The sequence below is a fragment of the Micromonospora sp. NPDC053740 genome, assembly GCF_040677775.1.
Lineage (GTDB): Bacteria > Actinomycetota > Actinomycetes > Mycobacteriales > Micromonosporaceae > Micromonospora > Micromonospora alfalfae.
Genome location: NZ_JBFASO010000001.1, coordinates 736,085 through 756,520, shown reverse-complemented (window position 1 = coordinate 756,520; position 20,436 = coordinate 736,085). Strand labels below are relative to the sequence as shown.

The following is a 20,436-nucleotide window of genomic DNA, read 5'->3' as shown; positions in this document are numbered from 1 at the left end:
CCGCCGCAGGGTCGACGGTCCCGTCGCCGTACCGGCATCGGTAGGGCGGCGCCGATCTGTGTGCGATCTCGGCAGCTGGTCCAGCGCCCTAGGTTGCGGGTTTTTCGTGATGTCCGGTGAAGGTCGCGGCCTCGATGAGCGATCTGCCGGTCTCGGCCGCCTTCACCCGCAGGATCAGGTAGGCCTCCTCGGCCGTGCTGCGCCGCCGGTGCATGATTATGCCGAGGGCCTGCTGGATAACGGCACGCACGGCGAAGGCCTCGACGAGCCCGCTGACGAGTTCCTCGGTGCCCGGGTCCGACGACGGTGGGTCCGAGGCTCGGGCGTGGGTGCGCTCCGGGTCGTACACCGTCGAGACTCGGGCGATCAGCGGTGCCATCGCGTCGGGATCATGACCGTAGAGGTTGAGCGCGGCGACGGACACGCCGGCACCGGCGAACAGCGGGATCGACAGCGATGCTCGCAGACCCAGGTTCAGCGCCGCCTCGCGGAACCCGGGCCAGGCCATGGTCGCCGCGATGTCCGGCACGGCGATGGGCACACCGGCGTCGAGCGTGTCCAGGCACGGCCCGGTCTGGTCGGCGTACTGGGCAAGGTCGACAGCGAGTGCGATCTCGCTGCTCATGGCGACCGTTGTTGGCGCGTCGTCGCACGTCCGGGTGACCGACGCATAGCTAGCCGGGGCGACGAGGTCAGCGGTCAGCTGCACGATCCGTTGCAACAGTTCATCGGTCAACGACGCGTCGCTCGGGGTCTCGGCGAGACTGACCAGAGCCTCCGCGAGCGAGCCGCGTACTTCCCGTCGGGATCCAGGCGGTGAATACGGTGGCTTCGCCATCAAGAAATCTCCTTCGGTGGTCGTTGGTCCAGTGCCCCGAGGAGGTCAATTTACGCATCATCGGAGCAGCCAGCTGAGCCCAGTGATCCGCAGGAGTCGCCGGACGGTGCCGTTCGCGCCCAGCACAGCCAGCTGGCACCCGTGGGCGTCGACCCGGTAGGCGTTGACCTCTCCGACAACGGTTGCCAGCGGTTCTCGTAGTAGATCCGGATCAGCGGCCCGATTGGCCTAATCCGATGGTGGTTGGCGGCCGATGACCAGTAGGGCGATGTCGTCGTTGGGGTGCTCCTCCGCGGTGGTGGCCATGATGTGGTCGCACAACGCCTCGGCTGGCCCCGACCGCACGGCGTCGGCGAGGCGCTCGATGCCGGTGTCGATCAGCTCGCTGCGGCGTTCAACCAGTCCGTCGGTGTAGAAGACGAGCGCCGCGCCCGGCGGTAGGTCCAGAACGGTGGTGCGGCGATTGGTTGATGGTCGGCCCACACCGAGTGGCCGGTCCACCGTCAGGTTGACGGGCTGGGTGGGATGGCCGGGGACAGCCAGCAGCGGTGGTAGATGGCCTGCGGAGGAGAGGTGCACCCTCGTGCGGTCGGGGGTGATCAGGGCGTAGACGGCGGTGGTGAGGGTGCCCGCTTCGAAATGGTGGATCTTGCGGTCGAGGGAGGTCAGCGCCACAGCGGGATCGACGGAATCGAGAGCGTAGGCGCGTAGCGCGCTGCGGATCCGCCCCATGACGACGGCGGATGGCAGCCCGTGGCCGGAGACATCACCGATGACGGCACCGAGCCAGCCCGAGGGCAACGTGAACACGTCGTACCAGTCGCCGCCGATGCCCAGGTCGTGGCCGGGCACGTACCGGGCGGCCAGGTCCAGGCCGGGGATGTCGGGTAGCCGGCCGGGTAGCAGACTGTGTTGCAGAGCCAGCGCTGCCTGCCGGTCGAGGACCTGTGCGCGGGCCTGACCTGCCAAGCTGGCACGGTCGGCAACGAGCTGTAACAGCTGGACGTCGTCGGGGCCGAACCGACGCAGGGCCAGGGACCCGACGTGCAGCACGCCGACGAGGTTGCCGTTGACGAGCATGGGCACGCCCAGGAGGGCACGGATCCCGGTGGCGAGCAGGACGGGATTGACCACGTCGTCGGGCCTGACGTTGTAGATCGTGACAGGCGCGCGGGTGGCTGCCACCCGTCCGGCGAACCCACGTCCGACCCGGATGCGGAACCCGCGGCGTACCTCCTCCTCCAGGCCCTTGGCCGCTGTCGCGACAAGCTCGCCGGTGTGGTCGTCCAGCAGCAGGATGGTGGCGGTATCGACCTTGAGTAGGTCCCGGACCCGTTCAAGCAGCTCGTCGAGCAACTCGGCGATGTTCAGCCCCGACAGGGCGGCATCGGTGATCGCCTCGATACGTCGCAGCCGTTCCTCGTTCGTCACCACCTCGGCATCGGCCACCCAGGCAGCCTAGACGCCGGCACGCCGCCGACGTCACATCAGGCGCGAGATCAACGGTGTCGTGCCTCCGACGTGGGGTACCTTCCCCTGTCACATTGCTGCAATGGTCGCCTGGTGAACCCGTTCCGGGAAGCTACCCATCCCCATGCCACCAGCAAGGTCACCGGCTCCACGTCCGGCAGGGAGGGGAACCGATGGTGAACCCACCGCTCGACCACCATGCCCCCACCGCCAGGAGGCCCCTGCTCTCGACGTCGTTCACCCTCGCCGACCTCAATCGCGTCCGACACGAGGTCGAGGCACTCAGTCGCGGGTGCGGCCTCGACCCCGACGAGGTGCAGAACTGGATCATCGCCGTCAACGAACTGATGATCAACGTGATTCGGCACGGGGGCGGCGGAGGTGGCCTGCGCCTGCTCCTGGACGGTCAGCTCACCTGTGAGGTCACCGACCAGGGTCGGGGCTTCAACACCGCTCGCTACTTCCCGTGCGCCGAGCGACCGCCCCTGTCCGACACCGGAGGAATGGGCCTGTGGGTGGTCGGGCAGATGGCCGACTACCTCCTCGTCGACAGCGGATCCGCGGGTACCACCATCCGCATCGCGGCACGCACCGGCGGTACTCCCGGATAGCAGCCGCCGGCACGGCCCCGGATTGACCGGGATGGGGCGGCACGCCGTGTTTGACAGGGCGCCAAATGGCACCGATCGGTGCTCCATCGTGGAACATGAGCGGGTGTACCGTCGCCGCATGACGGTGCTGCAGGAGTTTGTCGCCGCTCTTTCCAGCGGCCGGATCCAGGTTGTCGACCTCACCGCCCCGCTCTCGGACCAGACCCCGATCCTGGGTCTGCCCGAACAGTTCGGCCAGACCTGGCCGTTTCAGCTCAGCGAGATCAGCCGGTACGACGACAGAGGTCCGGCCTGGTACTGGAACAACTTCTCCACCGGCGAGCACACCGGCACCCACTTCGACGCCCCGGTGCACTGGGTCACCGGTCAGCAGGGCGTGGACGTGTCGCAGGTCCCGGTGAGCCAGTTGATCGCCCTGGCGGTGGTGATCGACCACGCGGCCGACGCCGCCGGCAACCCTGACTTCCTGCTCGAGGTCGACCACGTCAAGGCGTGGGAGGCGGAACACGGCCCCCTGCCCACTGGGGGCTGGTTGCTCTACCGCACCGGCTGGGACGCTTACGGTGACGACCCGGAACGGTACGCCAACGCCGGGCGCACGCCGGGCATCTCCGTGGAGTGCGCCCGCTGGCTGGCCGAGGAGTCGCCGATCCAGGGCGTCGGGGTGGAGACGGTCGGGACCGACGCGGGCGCCGCGCATTCGTTCGACCCGCCGTTCCCGTGCCACTCGTTCCTGCTCGGCCAGGACAAGTACGGCCTGACCCAGCTCCGCAACCTGGCGCAGCTGCCGGCGACCGGCGCGGTGGTGATCGCCGGACCGCTGCCGATCGTCTCCGGGTCGGGCAGCCCGTGCCGGGTCCTCGCGCTTGTCGAACGGTAGGCCGGGCCACCGATGCGGGTAGCCGAGGTGGTCGGGCGGGTCCTGTACGGACACGGCGCCCGGCACGTCTTCGGGGTGGTCGGCAGTGGCAACTTCCATGTCACGAACGCGCTTGTCGCGGCCGGCGCCCGGTTCGTGGCGGCGGCCCACGAGGGCGGCGCGGCGAGCATGGCCGACGGATACGCCCGCACCCGCGGGACGGTGGGACTGCTCTCGGTGCACCAGGGGCCGGGTGTCACCAACGCGCTGACCGGCCTCACCGAGGCCGCGAAGAGCCGTACCCCGATGGTGGTCCTGGCCCCGGAGGCGACCGCGCCGCGGTCGAACTTCTTCATCGACCTGCCGGCGCTCGCCGCCGCGGTCGGGGCCGACTTCCATCGGGTACGCGCGACGCACGCGGCCGAGGACGCGGGCGCGGCGTACCGGGCCGCCGCCCGGGGCGCGACTGTGGTGCTGGGCCTCCCGTTGGAGGTGCAGGATGCCGTGACCGAAGCGTGGTCCGGCCCGGTCCCGACGGTCGCGTCGACCCCGGTCACCGCCCCGCACATCGAGCCGTTGCTGGCCGCGATCCAGGCCGCCCGTCGTCCGGTCTTCATCGCCGGTCGGGGCGCCCGGGCGGCCCGGGAACCGCTGACCCGGCTCGCCGACGCGTGCGGCGCGCTGCTCGCGGTCTCGGCCGCCGCGAAGGGGCTGTTCGCCGGGAACCCCTGGAACCTCGACGTGGCCGGCGGCTTCGCCACCCCGCTCGCCGCCGAGCTGATCGGCGCGGCGGACCTGGTCGTCGCGTGGGGCAGCACGCTGAACATGTGGACCACCCGGCACGGCGAACTGATCCCGCCCGCCGCCGTCGTCGTGCAGGTCGACCACGACTCGGCCGTGTTCGGGGTGAACCGCCCGGTCGACCTGACGGTGGCCGGCGAGGTATCGGCGGTCGCCGACGCGGTGCTCACTCGGCTGGGCGTCGGCTCCACCGGACCCGGGAACGCCACCACCGGCCTGTGGCGTACGCCGGAGCTGGCACAACGGATCCGCGACCACGGCCGGTGGCGGACTGTCCCCTACCGGGACGAGAGCACGTCGGCGCGGGCCGGCGTCCCGGCGACGATCGACCCGAGAACGTTCTCGACCGTACTGGACGACCTGCTGCCGTCCAACCGGACGGTGGTGGTCGACTCCGGCAACTTCATGGGCTACCCGTCGATGTGGCTCGACGTGCCGGACGTGGCCGGATTCTGTTTCACCCAGGCGTTCCAGTCCGTCGGGCTCGGTCTGGCCAGCGCGCTCGGCGCGGCGGTCGCCCGACCGGACCGGCTCACCGTCGCCGCGGTCGGCGATGGTGGCTTTGTCATGTCCGCGACCGAACTGGTCACCGCCGTCCGGCTGGCGCTACCCCTGCTCGTGGTGATCTACGACGACGCGGCGTACGGGGCCGAGGTGCACCACTTCGGCCCGGACGGGTACCCGTTGGAGACGGTCACCTTTCCCGAGACCGACCTGGCGGCGATCGCCCGTGGTTACGGCTGCGACGGGTTGACGGTCCGGACCGCCGACGACTTCGGGCCGGTACGCCACTGGCTCGCTGGTCCCCGTACCCGGCCGCTCGTGGTCGACGCCAAGGTCTGCGCCGCGCGGGGCTCTTGGTGGTTGGAGGAGGCGTTCCGTGGCCACTAGGCCACCGCCTTACCTAGGGGCGGGCCAGCCCCCGCGCTTCCGGGCGGCAGCCGGGCAACGCCCGGTCAGGTCGGTGACAGGGTTTCATAGCTGACGTACGTTGGCGCGGTGGCCACTCCTTGGACCCTGGGATGCGATGCCGACGACCCCCAGCGGATCGCCGCTTTCTGGGCGTTGGCCCTCGGCTACGTCAAGGAACCCGGTTTCGACGAGCCCGACAACGCGTCCATCGTCGATCCGGACGGTCGGGGTCCTGCCATCAGCTTCCTGAAGGTCCCCGAGGGAAAGTCCGCCAAGAACCGTGTGCACATCGATATCCGGGTGGCCAGTCCGGGCTCCGGGGATCTGGCCGAGCGCGCCCGATTGATCCGGCAGAAGGTGCCCGATCTGGTTGCCGCCGGCGCGACGGTTGTCCGCGAGGAGTGGTACGGCGATGTCCTCGGGCACGTCGTCATGCTTGACCCCGAGGGCAACGAGTTCTGCGTCGCGTGATGCATGATCACTGTCGCGGCAGCGCTGCGGCCGGCCGATCGGGCAGCACCGGCGGGACCGTTTGCTGGTGGAGCCGGAGGGTAGGTGAGGATTCATGACTACGCCTGAGCAGAGTCAGCAGGAGAGAGCCCTCGAGACCGGCGCGGTGTATCAGGACGCCGAGGGGCGCCGAACGACGGATCCCGGCTCCGGGGCCGCGAACGCCGACAGCGAGGCCGACCGCAACGCGGAGCACCTGAGGCGGGGCGAGGTCGGGCCGCGCGTCCCGGAGGAGTAGCGGGCCGGGGTGTGTGGGAAGTACCTCGGGGTAGCGGTAGGGGGCGAGCAAAAACCCCCGAGGAGGACGAGATGACCGATCCCAGGTACGTACCGATCGGACTGGCAGCCGCCGGACGGCTGATCGACGATGACGGCGCGGACGCCGGCCCTGCCGGGGAGATCATCGGCGCGGACGACGCGAAGGCGGACGCCGCCCGGACCGGTGCCGACGTGGACCTGTCCCACGTGGCCCGCGACGGCGACGGCGTGCCGACCGGCGCGGCGGACGCGCAGGCCGACCGTGACCGCGCCGCCGACGGCGGGTGACCCGACGAGGTGCCAGACCGGCCCGCCCCGCCACCCCTCCGGGCGGCGGGGCGGCTTCCCTCTCCATGCGGACCGACTGGCACCTCTCGCCGTGGGCACCAGCTGGCGGTACGCACCGGCCCCCTGGCAGGTCAGCGGCGGGCGAGTTCCGGGGCGGCGGTGTCCAGGGGCACTGCGGCGTCGGGGACGAGGCCGAGTTGCACGCTCGGTCGGGATCCGATCGCGGCGAAGAGCCAGTCGGCGGCGGTGCGGGCGCGGTTGGCGGGCAGGGACAGCAGGTGGTAGCCGCGGGCCACGGCGCGGGCCGGTAGCCCGGACAGGGGTATGTGCAGGGGGTTCGCGGTGGCCTGCCACCCGCCAAGGTCCACCACGAAGCCCAGGTCACGGTGCCGGTACGGGCGGCGTCGACCGACCCCGTAGGAGGCGGCGATGTTGTCGGCGGCCAGCCGGCCCTGTCGCACGGCGTGCTGGGCGGTCATCGGGGTGATCTCACCGGGTCGGGCCGGGTCGGGTACGGCGGCGGCGTCGCCGCAGGCCAGGATCTCCGGGTGGCCGGGCACGGTCAGGTACTCGTCGACGGTGACCCGCCCGCGGGTCGTCTGCAGTCCGGTGGCCTCGACGAGCGGGTCGGGTCGTACCCCGACGCACCACACCAGGGTCCGGGACGGCAGGAAGCGGCCGTCGGAGAGCTGAACCCCGTCGGCGGTGGCCTCGGTGACCGACGTGCCCAGGCAGACCTCGATCCCGCGCTCGCGCAGCACCCGCTCGGCTGCCCGCGACATCCGGGCGGCGAGGCCGGGCAGGACCCGGTCGGCGGTGTCCAGCAGTAACCAGCGTGGACGGATCCCGTCCAGCCGCGGGTGGTGGCGGACGATCTCGTCGGTGAACAGCTGCCCCTGGGCGGCGACCTCGGTGCCGGTATAGCCGGCGCCGACCACGACGAACGTGCAGCGTGCCTCCCGTTCGGTCGGGTCGTCGGTGGCGTCGGCCAGTTCGATCTGCTGGATCAGCCGCTCCCGCAGGTATACCGCCTCCGGGATGCCGCGGAAGCCGTGCGCGTGGTCGGCGACTCCGGGAATCGGCAGCAGTTTGTTGACGCTGCCGGCGGCCAGGACGAGGCGGTGGTACGACAACCGGCTGGTGCGGCCTTCCGGGTCCACGTAGGAGATGGTCCGGCCGTCGACGTCGATGCCGTCGACCTCACCGAGGACCACTTGCACCCCGGGCAGGGTGTCGGCCAGTGACACGGTGACCCGGCGTGGGTCGAGCACGCCGCCGGAAACCTCCGGCAGCAGCGGCAGATACAGGAAGTAGTCGGTCGGGTTGACCAGCACCACGTCGGCGGCCCCGCGCGAGACGCCGGCCAGCCGGCGGGCGGCGTGGAAGCCGGCGAATCCAGCGCCGACGATGACGATCCTGGGTCGGGCCATGACGGTTCCCCTCAACGGTCGACTGTCGTTCCTCGTCTCGTTCAGGTGGTAACCCCACGCTGGAGGCGGAAACGTCCGAATCCTGGAACCGGGTGCCGGCGGGCGTCGTTTGCGCCTCCCGTCGTCGGGAAGGCGGTCGGTGCCGGCGGCTCTCGGGTGCCGGCACGGCCCCCGCCTGTTGCTCAGCTCATGGTGGCCAACAGGTCCCGGCAGGCCCGCTCGCACGCCCGGCACGCGTCGGCGCAGACCCGGCAGTGCTCGTGCTTGTCGGCGTGAGCGGCGCACTCGTCCCCACACGCCTTGCACGCCACGGCGCACGCCTCCAGCAGACTGCGGCTGATATTCGCGTCGTAGCCGGTGTGTCGGGACAGCACCCGAGCGGTGGTGGTGCAGATGTCGGCGCAGTCCAGGTTCGTGCGGATGCACTTGGTCAGCTCGGCGACCATGTCCTCGCTCAGGCAGGCGTCCGCGCACGCTGTGCAGGCCTGGGCGCAGTCGTTGAGTGCGTCGATCGCCGCCGCCAGCTTCGCCCGATCCAGGTTGATCGATTTGGGGTACGTCTCCAGCATTGCCATGGTGGTGCTCATCGGGAACCCCTCTCTCGGTTCCTGATGCCCTACCCGAAGAGCACCCGGACACACCGGGTAGACGCAAGGCCAGCGGACCGAAGCGGCCGCGCGCCCTGGTCAGCGCCCAGCTTTTCCAGCCGCCCGGTCCACCAGGGTCTGCGCCACGTCGCGGAGCTTGCGGTTGGAGTCCTGCGACACCTTGGCCAGGATGTTGAACGCTTCGGTGGCGGTGCACCGGCGCTCCGCCATGATGATGCCCTTCGCCTGCTCGATGACCGCGCGGCTGGCCATCGCGTCCTGCATCTGGCGGGCGAGGTTCGCGGTGCTCTCGTAGAGCTGGGCGTTGGCCAGGGCGACTGCGGCGTACGCGGCGAAGGTCTCCAGCACGGCGACCGTGTCGTCGTCGAAGGCGTGCGGGGTGCGGGCGTAGACGTTGAGCGCGCCGACGACCGCCTCCTGGATCGGCATGCCGATCGACACGGAACTGCCGACTCCCGCCTTGCGGCCGCGTTCGGCCCAGTCGGGCCAGCGGTCCTCTGCGCTGAGGTCGGGCACGGAGAGGATGTCGCCGACGGTGGCGGCGGCCAGACACGGACCGCTTCCCTGGGCGTACTGCCGTTCGTCCATGTCGAGAGCCAGTTCGTCGGTGAACGCCGCGGTGTGCCCGGTCCCGCCGCGAACCAGCGTGACCGACACCTCGACCGGCACGGGCAGCACCCGTTTGGCCAGCTCCGCGACGCGCTGCAGAACGATGTCGAGGCTGGTCTCACCGAGCTTGATGCGGCCGAGTTCGGCGAAGGCGTCGGCGGGGTCCGTAGGCGATTCGGTCACGGCACCAGGTCCTCACGGCTGGCGCGCCCGTGTGGCGATCAAAGATCTAGGTGGCGTGGGCGCGCGATGGCAGCCCGCGTGTCGCGGACCGCTGCACGGGCCCCAATGGGGCGGAACCGGGACCAACGTCGGTTGCTCGACGCCGATTCGTCACATCCGGTATGCGGATGTGAGCTACAGGCCGCCAGAATACCTCGGTCGTCACTCGGCGACGACGAGCGCCTGGGGTGCGGCGGCCTTCATTCGGGTCCGCAACCATTTGAGCTGGATCGCGGTTTCTCCTTCGCAGCGTCGTACGACAGCGAGCAGGTCCTGGTCGCGAGCACCGTAGGCGGCCTGGCCGACGACGGTCCAGGTGATGTCGCACTCGGCGGCCATCAGGTAGAGGTCCTGGAGGTCCCGGAGGAGGCCGATGCCGCCGGTGCGGGTGCCGGTGAACAGTTGCGAGTACAGCCGGTCGGGTTCGTCGGGGGCGTCCTCGGAGTAGCGAACCACGAACGGGTGCAGCTGTTCGGCGTGTGCGTCGCAGCGCTTCGCCTGCTGCTGGCAGAGGTGCTCGATGTCGGGTTCCTCGGCGTGCGCGTCGGCGACCTGCCGGAACGCGTCGGCGAGGTTGACCTGCGCGCGGTGCAGGAGGCCGAGGTAGTGGGCGAGGTGCACAGCTCACTCCTTCCCGCTGGTGGCTTCGGCTGTCGGCCCGCCAACGGTGGGCGGCACGTTCGCGCCCGGCGGTGGGGCGCTGCCGCCGACGGTCGGCGCTGGCGAGGGTACGCCCCGCCCGTCGGCGAGTTTCGTCACCGCGACGGCGGCGACCTTGAAGAGGGGCTGCTTGGACACCGGGTCCCAGGCGGTGATGGTCAGTTCGTTCGCCGCTCGCGGGGTGCGGTCGGCGGGGTCCTGGTCGAAGTAGCCGTAGTGGAACGGCAGGAAGACGACGCCGGGGCGGATGCCGCAGAGCCGGGCGCGGGCCTGGATGGCGCCGCGCGCCGAGGAGACGCCGACCAGGTCGCCCTCGACGATGCCGAGCCGGGCCGCGTCGGCGGGGTTGAGCTCCACCCACACGTCCGGTGCCGCCTGGTTGAGCTGTGGGGCACGGCCGGTCTTGGTGCGGGTGTGGAAGTGGTAGACGGTGCGGCCGGTGGTGAGGAGCAGCGGATGCTCGTCGTCGGGCACCTCGGGTGAGGGTTGGTAGTCGACGGTGTGCAGGAAGGCCCGGCCGTCCGGTTCCTTGGCCCGGTACTCCGCCTCGGTGAACTCCGCACCGGTGGCGAGGTCGTGGCCGTACGTCTCGCAGTAGTCGGGGTCGGTGTGGAACTGTCCATCGGTGTAGAGGCGCTCCGTGCCGTCGGGGTGTTCGTCATTGCAGGGCCACTGGATGCCGGAGCCGCCGCGCAGCTTCTCGTAGGTGATGCCTGTGTAGTCGCACGGCCGACCCCGCGAACACTCCTTCCACGCCTCGAACACCTCCTCCGGCCCGCTCCAGTCGATCAGCGGCTGGCCGTCGCGGTCGCGGAAGTCCATCCGGTGGGCGAAGTCGAGAAAGATGTCCAGGTCCGGACGGGCCTCCCCAGGCGGGTCGACTGCCTTGTCGGAGATGTGCACGGTCCGGTCGACGCTGGTGAACGTGCCGGTCTTCTCGCCCCAGGTGGCGGCGGGCAGCACGACATCGGCCAACTCGGCGGTCTCGGTGAGGAAGAGGTCCTGGACCACCACGAACAGCTCCGGCCTGGTCAGGATCTGCCGGATCCGGTGCAGCTCCGGCAGCGAGACGGCCGGGTTCGTGGCGGAGATCCAGAGCAGTTTGATCGAGCCCTGCTCGGCGTACCGGAAGATCTGCATGGCATGCGTCGGCGGCGCCCAGTGCGGAATGGTGTCGACGTCCACGTTCCACAGCCGGGCCAACTCCTCGACGTGCCGCTCGTTGTCCCAGTTACGCAGGCCGGGCAGGTCGCCGTCGGCGCCGGTCTCCCGGTTGTTCTGGGCGGTGGGCTGGCCGTTCATCTGGTAGATCCCGGCGCCGGGCCGACCGATCATGCCGCGAACCAGGTGCAGGTTGTTGACGGCGCAGGCGGCGGCGGTGGCCTGGTTCGACTGGTAGAAGCCTTGCAACACGGTCGACAGCAACCGCTGCGAGGTGCCGAGCAGTTCGGCGGCGCGCTCCACATCGGCGGCCGGCACGTCGCAGATGTCAGCGACCCGCGACGGCGGGTAGCCGTCGACGATCCGACGCAGCTCCTCGAAACCCACCGTGTGGGCGTCGACGTAGTCGTGGTCGTACCAGCCGCGTCGGATGATCTCCCGGAGCAGGCCGTTCATCAGGGCCACGTTGGTGCCGTTACGCACCGCCAGGTGCAGATCGGCCTCCCTGGCGACCGGGGTGGCGCGCGGGTCCACCGCCAGCATCGCCGGGGGGTTGGGGCCACGGCGTCGGTCCAGCATCCGCATCCACAGCACCGTCTGCGTCTCGGCGACGTTGTGACCCCACAGCGCGATCGCGTCGCAGTGGTCCACATCGGTGTACGAGCCGGGCTGCCCGTCGGTGCCGAAGCTCGCCTTCATCGACGCCGCCGCGGTGGCGGTGCACAGCCGGGTGTTGCCGTCCATGTGCGGCGTGCCCAGACCGGCCTTACCGATCACACCAAGCGTGTAGTACTCCTCCAGGAACAGTTGCCCACTGGTGTAGAAGCCGAAGTGCCCCCACCCACCCGGCCCGTCGAGGAGTTCCTTCGACCGGGCCACGATCCGGCCCATCGCCGTGTCCCAGTCCGTCTCGACCAGGCGGCCGCCGTCGCGGACCAGCGGTCGGGTCAACCGGTCCGGGCTATGGTTGGCCTGCCAGCCGTACAGGTCCTTCGGGTCGACCCGACCCCGGTTGATCCGGTCCACGGCCCGTCCGCGTACCCCGACGATCCGCCCGTCGGCGACGCCGATGTCCAGCGCGTCGCCGTTGGAGTGCAGCACCGAGGCCGACTGCACCCACCGGTCCACGTCGGCATCGGCCCGGCCGTCAGCCAGGTACCGGTCCACCCGCACCGGCCACTGCTGCCCCGGCCCGTACGGGGTCCGCTCACCCCACGGGTCGGCGATCCGGTCCACCACGATGTTCTCCTTCCGGGCTCACGATCAGTGTCGTCGCACCCGCCGGGGCGTGCGACGCCTTCAGCAACACCAGCACCGACGCGGTCACCGCCAGCGACCCGGCCACCGCCACGATCCTCAACCCGGTCACCCCCTCCTGGAGCGCGGGGGAAGGCGTGCGCGGAGCGCCCGCTCGGCCTCTCACGTTCCCCCTGTCGGTCACCGAGCCACCACCAGGTCCGTCACCGTCGACTCCTTGCCTCGACCGCCCTTCAGCATGTGCCTACCCCCGGCCGGCGGACCGAACCGGACAGGCAGCACCTCTTCGAGGATCCGCACCCTGTCACTGCCGTGATCGAGACCCCGCCGCCGCTCCCGAATGGTGTCGGCGGCGAACGTAGTGGGTAGGGTGTTTCGCGGGTCAAGACATGCGCCCAGGTCCGCCGCCCGCGTCTCGTTGCCGCGGGAGGGTCCGACTCACCGATGCACCAGATCGGGAGGCGTCATGTCGATCCTCGAACAACCCACCCGGCAGCACGCTCAACCCACTCGGCGTCAGGCTCAGCCCGCCAAGCCGATCATGAGGCTCGACCTGCACAACGACCGGAATGCGCCAATGATCACCGTTTCCGGCGAGGTCGACATGAGCACCGCGCATCTCATCAGCGAGCTGGCCGAACACGTGATCACAGGGCGACCCGCACGTCTGGTGCTCGATCTCTCCGGGGTGACCTTCTTCAGCGCCCACGGCATCAGCGCTCTGCTGCGGACACAGCGCGCCGCCGAGTCTGCCGAGGTCACGTTGGCCCTGCGCGCCGCCGCTCCGTGCGTCACCTACCTGCTGGCAGTGACCGGCACTTGTCCACTGCGGCCTCATACCGATGGGCTGGCGTGAGCCTCATACGAAAGGGGCCGGTCGACGTGAGAGCCTCAACGTCGCGCTGAGCGTCATCCGTGTTGGCGACAATTTTCGTGTCGCCGCCCCAAGCGCGAAGCATTCGATCATCGAGATTTGGGTTGGCGCAACCCTTGCCGTGCTACTGAGTTGAAGTCGCAGCCTAATGTGGACTGTGCTCCATCGATAGGGCTTGCTCTTTGCCGCGTCCGACGCCATGCTGAGTCGGTGCGACGTGTGGTGGTATTCGGTGACAGCGGCATCAGTGCCAACCACTCTTCACTGCGGGGCGGGGTGGCCTCGGCGACGACCAGCAGATGCTGCAAGAACGGCTGCTAGACGTCTTCTGTTGTGCGCGCGGCGCAAGGAGTTTGCAAACTGGAAAAAGAGGAGGAAGTCTTGCATCCTGCTCGCTCGTTAACACTCAGACGGTGGTTCTTCGCCTCCCTGATTCTTGCTGCGGTGATCATTGTACTTGTGCGCTTCCTGCTCATCCCGGATTCAAAGGATGCCGCCGACTGGCAGGGCACCCTCGCCGCCATTCTGGACAACTTGCTTGCTGCGACAGCTACGTCGCTTGCGATAGGTGTGGCATACGTAGTTCTGCTTCCAAAGCTTGAGGTAGAGCAGGTGGAGATAATCCAACCTCGGCTAATTTCTGGAGCGCTCGAAGCCGCTGCGAGGGATTGCACGCGCTGGTCGATTCGAGCTAGGACGGCCAGCTATTTCGCCAGGGTGGTTGCGCCGCTGCTCAGGGACAACGCCCTTCGTGCTGGTGGGAGTATCGAAATCAAGGTTCAACTGCTTGACCCTGGGAACGATAAGGCCCTGGAGGCCTATGCGCGCTATCGAAGCAACAGGCCCGGCGCCTCGGCTGTGTGGAGTGCGGCGCGGGTTCGTACGGAAATTTGTTCCACGATACTGGCAATGGCGGTCTACCGGAATGAAGCGCCGAGGCTGGAGATAGAAGTCGGACTTAGTTCGGACTTCTGGGTCCTCAGCCTCGACTTGTGCGATGAAATCGCGTTCATAACCGGACAGAACAAGGGTCAACCCTGTCTCTGTGTTCGGCGCACCTCGCAACTGTTCAGCGGATGGCGCGAAGATTTCGAAGCCGGATTCCTGATGTGTCGAATTATTCGGCCATCCGCACCAGGTCTACGCCTGCAGGATCTCCATCGTCCCACGGCTGCAACATTGGGTGTCATCCGGTCCCTTTTTGAATCGGTTGGCATTCTTGGAATGCAAGACTCTAACCTTAAAGAGATTGCTGCTTATATGCGGCGGGAGCACAACTATGCATGACGCTGAGGTAGCTGAATGGCTAGCCAATTGCACTCAACGTGACATGAGAGGGCTGCTGGAGAAGGTTGATCGTTGTTATCAACACCCATATGGATTCACGGTCTGCCGAGTTGGGGCGCGGCATTTGGCGCCATGGAATCTCCGGGTGCACTTCTGGCCGACACCGCTGGCGTCCTACGAATATTTGCAGAGGAGTCGAACTGAATCTCAGTTGATCCATGCACATGGATGGGATTTGCTGTCAGTTGTGATGGATGGAGAATTGGAGGAGCGGACTTACGACATGCAATCCGCGCACGATGGCGACTTTGTGCTCTATGAAACGACAGCTGCTCCTGGCCGAGGTGTCAGCGTGCTTCGGGCAACCGAAGAGAGAATGGTAATTCAGGGTGCCGAGAAAGTGAGTCGGCGGCCAGATGCGGGCGTATACTCAATTGCCTCCGGAACCTACCACTCAACTCTCCCCGCGACACGAAGCACCTCTGTCGTGGCGGCGAAGCAGTTGCCTGGGCAGACCTCGCAGGTTGCGGTATATCGAGGTGCTCAGAAAGAACTAGAAAACGCCGCGCCGGAACAAAACTCTTCTCACGCTCATCCGCACCCTGAGTCAACTCAGTCCGATGTGTGGGCTTCCTTTGTCTTCTTCGCTCGTGCTGACCAGATTCTCTTGGTTCGTACTGTGGCGCGTCCAGAGCAGTGGCACCCAGTGGGCGGTCGTCGAAACCACCGCGACTCTAGCCCCATTGATACCCTCATCCGAGAGGCGCGCGAGGAGACTGGGGCGAAGATAGATCCCGCCATGCTTGAATGGTTGGGCTGGCGTAAATCCGACATCGATACTGGCTTCGTAAGCTTCTGGAGGGTCAGGGATTACGCCCTCCAGAACCCATTGCCGTTGCCGCGTCGCGAGATTATCGAAGCCCGCTGGTGGAACATTGCTGAGGCGAGAGAGTTGCCCATGTACCAGGCCAGCGCCGAGGTGCTAAATTCTCTCGTCGCCTTCTCTGCGAATACCTGAGATAAGACGGCCACGCGCCGCCCGGGACAGGACCCGAGCGGCGCGTCTCCGACAAGGCGGGCGTTGCCTGGTGTGGTGCTAGGCGCGCCTGGCCCACTGCTGGTTGGCGCCGCCGTGGCAGGCCCAGAGGTGAAGCTGCGTCCCGTTGGCCGTTCCGGATGCGACGGCGTCGAGGCACAGCCCCGACTGGGCGCTGGTGATGGTGCCGTTGGAGTTCAGGTTCCACTGTTGGTTGGCCTGGCCGTTGCAGTCCCAGATGAGGACCGCTGTGCCGTTGCTGCTGCCCGCCCCGCTGGCGTCCAGGCACTTGTTGCCGTAGACGGTCAGGGTGCGGTTGGCGGTGTGGGTCCAGCGCTGGTTGGTGCCACCGTGACAGTCCCACAGTTGTGGGCGGGTGCCGTTGCTGGTGCTGGAGTTGGGGATGTCGATGCACCGGCCGGACTGACTACCCACGATCAGCACGTTCTGCTGGCTGGGCGGCGGGGTCGTCGGCGGGGGAGTGGTGGGCGGCACGTCCGACCCGAACTGGGTGAAGAACCGCCACACCTCCTGCTTGACCCAGCTCCGCGCGCCGCTCTCACAGCCGGCGCACCCGTCCACCGGGCCCTGCTGGTGGCCGCCGTCGAACGCGGCCCAGAGCACCGGGTATCCGGGCTGGCAGGAGTACGCGGTGGTGATGTGGGTCAGGCTGCCGGCCCTCGGCTCGGGCGGGCTCTGTGCGGCGCATCCGTTGTTGCGGACGAACCGGTCGCGCAGCGACCGTCCGCTGGGGATGTTGTCGTTGATGCCGTGGATGCCCAGGTAGGCCACGGGCTGGGTGCCGCCGCTGCATCCGCTGATCGCCCCCGGGGCCGCGATTGCCGCGACCGCCCGGAACACCGTTGGCCGGGAACACGCCAACGAGTAGCTCATCGCGCCGCCGTAGCTGAACCCGACCGAGAAGCGTTGTGTGGTGTCGACGCAGAGCGCGTTGTCGATCACGCGGATCATGTCGTCGGTGAAGGTGACGTCTTCACCGTTGGAGTTGCCCCAGCCGTTGTTGAGGCCCTGCGGGGCGACGAAGATGGTGCTGTTGTTCGCCTGTGACTGCATGCCGTAGTAGGCCCACGCGGCTCCGTCGGTTCCGCCCGACGCGACCTGACTGGCGGTGCCGCCCAACCAGTGGAACCCGAAGGCCAGCCGGTGGGCGTAGGTGTTGTTGTAGTTGTCCGGCAGCCGAAGGATGAAGCTGCGGCTCTTCCCGCTGCTCTGGATGGTGTGGGTGCCGCTGTTCAGTCCGGGCGCCTTGCCGCAGCCGGCAGTGGTGGCCGCGGACGCCGGTGTGACGGTCGTGAGGACGTACATTCCGACGGCGATCAGGACCAGCACCGCCATGGCTGCCCCCAGCCAGGGGGCGGAGAGTTTGCGAAGTGGCACGGCCGAGCCTCCTTGTGGGTGGTTGAACATCCGTTGGACCGGTCCCCACTCCGGGAACCTCGCCGGGCTCAACTCCGGCTCCAGCGTTGGTTGGCCGCGCCGGTGCAGTCCCAGATCTGGACGCGCGTGCCGTTGGCAGTGCCGTTGCCGACCATGTCCAGGCACCGGCCCGAACCAACTCCGGTGATCGAGCCGTCGGCGTTGAGCCGCCACTTCTGGTTGGACTGGCCGTTGCAGTCCCAGATGATCACCGAGCTGCCGTTCGCGGTGCCGGCGCCGTTGACGTCGAGGCACTTGCCGCCGAAGACGCGCAGTTCCTGAGCGGCGGTCGAGGTCCAGCTCTGGTTGCTCTGACCGTGGCAGTCCCAGATGATCGCCGCAGCGCCGTTGGTCTGCGAGGCGCCGTTGACGTCGAGGCATCGCCCGGAGGACGTGCTGCGCAGGGCCGACGTGCCGCTCGGTGGCGGGGTCGTCGGCGGCGGGGTGGTCGGCGGCGTCGTGGGATCGGTGCTACCGAACTGGGTGAAGAACTTCCACACCTCGCCCTTGGTCCAGGTCCTGGCGCCGCTGTCTCCGCCGCCGTCCACCGGGCCCGGGGTGTGCCCGCCGTCGAAGGCGGCCCAGACCACCGGATAGCCGGAACGGCAGCCGGAGTAGGTGGTGGTGATGTGGGTCAGGCTGCCCGCCCTCGGCTCGGGTGGGTTCTGTGCGGTGCACCCGTTGTTCCGCACGAACGTGTCACGCAGGGACCGCCCGGCGGAGACGTTGAGCACCGGGTCCCCGATGCCGTGGATCCCCATGTACGCGACCGGCTGGTTGCCGCCGCTGCACCCGCTGAGCTGCCCGCCGGAGTAGACAGCGACAGCGCGGAAGACAGTTGGCCGGGAACAGGCCAGCGAGTAGCTCATGCCGCCGCCGTAGCTGAAGCCGAGCGCGAAGCGCTGTGTGGTGTCGACGCAGAGGTCCGCTTCGATCAGGCTGATCATGTTGTCGACGAAGGTGACGTCCTGGCCGCCGGGGTTGGCCCAGCCGTTGCCGTTGCCCTGGGGGGCGACGAAGATCGTGCTGTTGTTCGCCTGCTGCCGCAGCCCGTAGTAGGACCAGGCCGCACCGTCGGAACCGCCGCCGTCGACGTCGTTGGCGGTGCCACCGTTCCAGTGGAATCCGAAGATCAACCGGTAGGCGTGGTTCCTGTCGTAGTTGTCAGGAATCCTCAGGATGAAGCTACGGTTCTGGCCGCCGCTCTGGATGGACCGTTGGCCGCTGGTCAGCGTGGGCGCCTTGCCGCACCCGGCGGTCGCTGCGGCCGCTCCGATGTTCGCGGCCGACGCGGTGGTGTTCAGACCACCGGCCAGCGCCCCCGCGCTCACTGTCACGACGACGGCCGCCGCCGTCGCAAGCAGTCCAAGGATGGGTCTACGTCTTGTCATGAAGGGGCTCCCGCCACTCGGCACGAACTTCTTGAAAGGGGTCCATGGCAACCCGCACGCCGCCACGACGCGCCGCTGCTGGTCACACCCATCGACCACGTTGGCCGCGGACGAACCCCAGAAGACGCGATGTGCCGACGGCGCCCCGGCCGGCTGTCGACACAGGTCTGGCACAGGTTTGCGCCACTGGTCTCGCCGCCCACGCAGGACCAGCCGCTCCTCGAATCGATGGTGGCCACACCGTGCGCCCGAACACCACGTGACCGTTCGCCCGACGGTGCCGGAGCACCTGGCTCGGCGTCGAATCGATTCGCTCCGACGCTAGGTCGCGCAGTGAAATATGTCAATGCCGTGTCCGGCGGGTTGCGACCCGGTCGGGTCGGTCAGGCGCTCGTGAGATCTGCCGCGCCGAAGGAGACCGCGAACCGCTTGCACCAGATGGAGACGCTCCGGAAGTCGCCCGGCTTCACCGACGCCGGTAGCTCGTACACCTGGTTGCCCCTGTTGCCCTTGAGCTTCGCCAGCTCGACCCATTTGCCGTCGTCGAACACCCGCCAGCCGGCCGTGCCCCGGACGACCGGTTGGTCGGTCAACCACACCCGCAGGTCCGGGCCGTTCGACGTGTTCAGGTCTCGGATGACGAGCTGGTGGCGCCCGTCGGCGAGCCGGTGAATCTCGGCACTTCCTGTCGTCCGGTGCTCATGGGTGACGAACTTGCCGGCCGTCAGGATCTCGTTCGCCGCCGGGGTGGCCGCCGAGGTCGCGGGGGCCGGCGTCGAGGACTCCGCTGTAGCGGACGCCGGGGTCGGGGCGGCCGATGCCGTTCCTGCGCCGGGAATCGCTTCGTCCACGTAGGTGTCGGTGAACAGCTTCCACGGCTGGAACCAGTAGAGGGCCAGCATCGCCACGACGACAGCGGCGGCGAGACCCGTTCGGACCACCGGCGACCGGAACATCCGTTTTCTCACCCCCGCAGCGTACGGCCGCAGCCGCTGTCGAACTGTTCGCGAACCCTTTCCGAACTCTTACGACGTTCACCGCTCGGTATCTGCCAGCGCCTGTCCGCACGGGCAGGTTCCCTGGTCCTCCGGCAACGTCTTCACCGCGTCGGCGAGCAGGAGGCGCAGGCGATCGATGTTCCGGGCGAAGACCGTGAACACCTCCTGCTGGGTCACGCCCTGACCGACCTCGACGCCCGAGTCGAGGTCGGTCACCAGGGACAGCGCGGTGTAACACAGTGCCAGTTCGCGGGCCAACACCGCCTCCGGGTGGCCGGTCATGCCGACGACCGACCAGCCCTGCCGGCCGTACCACTGTGATTCGGCTCGGGTGGAGAATCGGGGCCCTTCGATGACGACCATGGTGCCGCCGTCGATCGGCTGCCAACCGGCCGACTGGGCGGCGTCGAGGACCGTGGCCCGTCCGACCGGACAGTAGGGGTCGGCGAAGGGCACGTGAATCACCTGCGGGGGTTTCCCGTCCGCGCGTGGCTGCCCATCGTGGTAGGTCTGCTCCCGGCCGCTGGTCCGGTCGACCAGTTGGTCCGGTACGACGAGGGTCCCCGGGCCCAGATCCGGGCGCAGGCCGCCCACGGCGCCCGGTGCGAGCACCTGGCGGATGCCGAGTGCGCGTAGTGCCCACAGGTTGGCCCGGTAGTTGATGCGGTGTGGGGGGAGGGTGTGTCGACGTCCGTGGCGGGGCAGGAACACCACCGGCCGCCCGGCGACACTTCCGACGGACAGCGCGTCGCTCGGCGGCCCGTACGGTGTGTCGACGGTGACCTCGGTGACGTCGTCGAGGAACTCGTAGAACCCCGATCCGCCGATCACGGCGACCGGCGCGCCATCGGGTGGGCTGATCTCTCTTGCTGACATGGATGCCCCTCCTGAGCGACGAGTAGGGAACGCGTGGAGCGAA

Annotated in this window: 20 protein-coding genes; 9 read left to right on the top strand and 11 right to left on the bottom strand. The window is 68.5% G+C overall.

Translation table 11 applies throughout. The annotated features are described in order from the left end of the window. Positions 1-88 precede the first annotated feature (88 nt). Together AB0K35_RS03390 and AB0K35_RS03385 are read right to left on the bottom strand one after the other, a co-directional pair. On the bottom strand, positions 89-838 hold the full coding sequence (locus tag AB0K35_RS03390) for a GAF and ANTAR domain-containing protein (protein ID WP_363883442.1): 750 nt from the start codon (positions 836-838) through the stop codon (positions 89-91). Between the two features lie 228 nt (positions 839-1,066). Further along, positions 1,067-2,287: a GAF domain-containing SpoIIE family protein phosphatase gene (locus AB0K35_RS03385; protein WP_363883440.1), complete on the bottom strand. Its 1,221-nt coding sequence runs from the start codon at positions 2,285-2,287 to the stop codon at positions 1,067-1,069. A gap of 194 nt (positions 2,288-2,481) precedes the next feature. Here AB0K35_RS03385 and AB0K35_RS03380 point away from each other — a divergent pair, with 194 nt between their 5' ends. The 6 genes from AB0K35_RS03380 to AB0K35_RS03355 all read left to right on the top strand — a co-directional run bounded on the left by AB0K35_RS03380 (position 2,482) and on the right by AB0K35_RS03355 (position 6,547). After that, positions 2,482-2,919 (top strand): ATP-binding protein, encoded by a 438-nt coding sequence (locus AB0K35_RS03380; protein ID WP_363883438.1) that lies wholly within the window; start codon positions 2,482-2,484, stop codon positions 2,917-2,919. A 118-nt stretch (positions 2,920-3,037) separates the two neighbouring features. After that, entirely contained in the window at positions 3,038-3,799 is a 762-nt protein-coding gene (locus tag AB0K35_RS03375; RefSeq protein ID WP_363883436.1) for a cyclase family protein, read from the top strand. A gap of 12 nt (positions 3,800-3,811) precedes the next feature. Then, complete coding sequence (locus tag AB0K35_RS03370; RefSeq protein WP_363883434.1) at positions 3,812-5,470, top strand: thiamine pyrophosphate-binding protein; 1,659 nt, start codon at positions 3,812-3,814, stop codon at positions 5,468-5,470. A 108-nt stretch (positions 5,471-5,578) separates the two neighbouring features. Next, positions 5,579-5,962, top strand: coding sequence for a VOC family protein (locus AB0K35_RS03365; RefSeq protein ID WP_238667952.1), 384 nt, complete (start codon positions 5,579-5,581; stop codon positions 5,960-5,962). Between the two features lie 94 nt (positions 5,963-6,056). Further along, entirely contained in the window at positions 6,057-6,239 is a 183-nt protein-coding gene (locus tag AB0K35_RS03360; protein WP_112588640.1) for a ribonuclease, read from the top strand. 71 nt (positions 6,240-6,310) lie between these two features. Then, positions 6,311-6,547, top strand: a complete 237-nt coding sequence (locus AB0K35_RS03355; protein ID WP_238667951.1) for a hypothetical protein — start codon at positions 6,311-6,313, stop codon at positions 6,545-6,547. Positions 6,548-6,678: 131 nt separating this feature from the next. Here the strand turns inward: AB0K35_RS03355 and AB0K35_RS03350 are convergent, their stop codons facing one another. The 5 genes from AB0K35_RS03350 to AB0K35_RS03330 form a co-directional block, all read right to left on the bottom strand. Continuing rightward, on the bottom strand, positions 6,679-7,977 hold the full coding sequence (locus AB0K35_RS03350; protein ID WP_363883431.1) for an NAD(P)/FAD-dependent oxidoreductase: 1,299 nt from the start codon (positions 7,975-7,977) through the stop codon (positions 6,679-6,681). Positions 7,978-8,159: 182 nt separating this feature from the next. After that, positions 8,160-8,564, bottom strand: a complete 405-nt coding sequence (locus AB0K35_RS03345; protein ID WP_238667949.1) for a four-helix bundle copper-binding protein — start codon at positions 8,562-8,564, stop codon at positions 8,160-8,162. A gap of 99 nt (positions 8,565-8,663) precedes the next feature. Continuing rightward, positions 8,664-9,377 carry a GAF and ANTAR domain-containing protein gene (locus AB0K35_RS03340; RefSeq protein ID WP_238667948.1) on the bottom strand — a complete coding sequence of 238 codons (714 nt, stop codon included), beginning with the start codon at positions 9,375-9,377 and terminating at the stop codon, positions 8,664-8,666. 201 nt (positions 9,378-9,578) lie between these two features. Next, positions 9,579-10,037: a hypothetical protein gene (locus AB0K35_RS03335; protein ID WP_363883429.1), complete on the bottom strand. Its 459-nt coding sequence runs from the start codon at positions 10,035-10,037 to the stop codon at positions 9,579-9,581. Between the two features lie 3 nt (positions 10,038-10,040). Further along, positions 10,041-12,476, bottom strand: coding sequence for a nitrate reductase (locus tag AB0K35_RS03330; RefSeq protein WP_363883427.1), 2,436 nt, complete (start codon positions 12,474-12,476; stop codon positions 10,041-10,043). A 559-nt stretch (positions 12,477-13,035) separates the two neighbouring features. Between AB0K35_RS03330 and AB0K35_RS03325 the strand changes: the two genes are divergently transcribed. The 3 genes from AB0K35_RS03325 (at position 13,036) to AB0K35_RS03315 (ending at position 15,673) form a co-directional block, all read left to right on the top strand. Further along, positions 13,036-13,350: an STAS domain-containing protein gene (locus tag AB0K35_RS03325; protein ID WP_363883425.1), complete on the top strand. Its 315-nt coding sequence runs from the start codon at positions 13,036-13,038 to the stop codon at positions 13,348-13,350. Positions 13,351-13,701: 351 nt separating this feature from the next. Continuing rightward, the gene (locus AB0K35_RS03320) at positions 13,702-14,655 is read left to right on the top strand and encodes a hypothetical protein (RefSeq protein ID WP_363883423.1); all 954 of its coding nucleotides are present in this window, start codon (positions 13,702-13,704) and stop codon (positions 14,653-14,655) included. A 145-nt stretch (positions 14,656-14,800) separates the two neighbouring features. Beyond that, positions 14,801-15,673, top strand: a complete 873-nt coding sequence (locus AB0K35_RS03315; protein WP_363883421.1) for an NUDIX hydrolase — start codon at positions 14,801-14,803, stop codon at positions 15,671-15,673. Between the two features lie 78 nt (positions 15,674-15,751). Here AB0K35_RS03315 and AB0K35_RS03310 read toward each other — a convergent pair whose 3' ends face one another. The 4 genes from AB0K35_RS03310 to AB0K35_RS03295 all read right to left on the bottom strand — a co-directional run bounded on the left by AB0K35_RS03310 (position 15,752) and on the right by AB0K35_RS03295 (position 20,378). Further along, the gene (locus AB0K35_RS03310; RefSeq protein ID WP_363883772.1) at positions 15,752-17,047 is read right to left on the bottom strand and encodes an RICIN domain-containing protein; all 1,296 of its coding nucleotides are present in this window, start codon (positions 17,045-17,047) and stop codon (positions 15,752-15,754) included. Between the two features lie 110 nt (positions 17,048-17,157). Further along, complete coding sequence (locus tag AB0K35_RS03305) at positions 17,158-18,519, bottom strand: ricin-type beta-trefoil lectin domain protein (protein WP_363883419.1); 1,362 nt, start codon at positions 18,517-18,519, stop codon at positions 17,158-17,160. Between the two features lie 383 nt (positions 18,520-18,902). Then, complete coding sequence (locus AB0K35_RS03300; RefSeq protein ID WP_363883770.1) at positions 18,903-19,421, bottom strand: DM13 domain-containing protein; 519 nt, start codon at positions 19,419-19,421, stop codon at positions 18,903-18,905. Positions 19,422-19,553: 132 nt separating this feature from the next. Next, a complete protein-coding gene (locus tag AB0K35_RS03295) occupies positions 19,554-20,378 on the bottom strand; it encodes an S-methyl-5'-thioadenosine phosphorylase (RefSeq protein WP_363883768.1) in 825 nt (274 codons plus the stop codon). Positions 20,379-20,436: the final 58 nt, after the last annotated feature.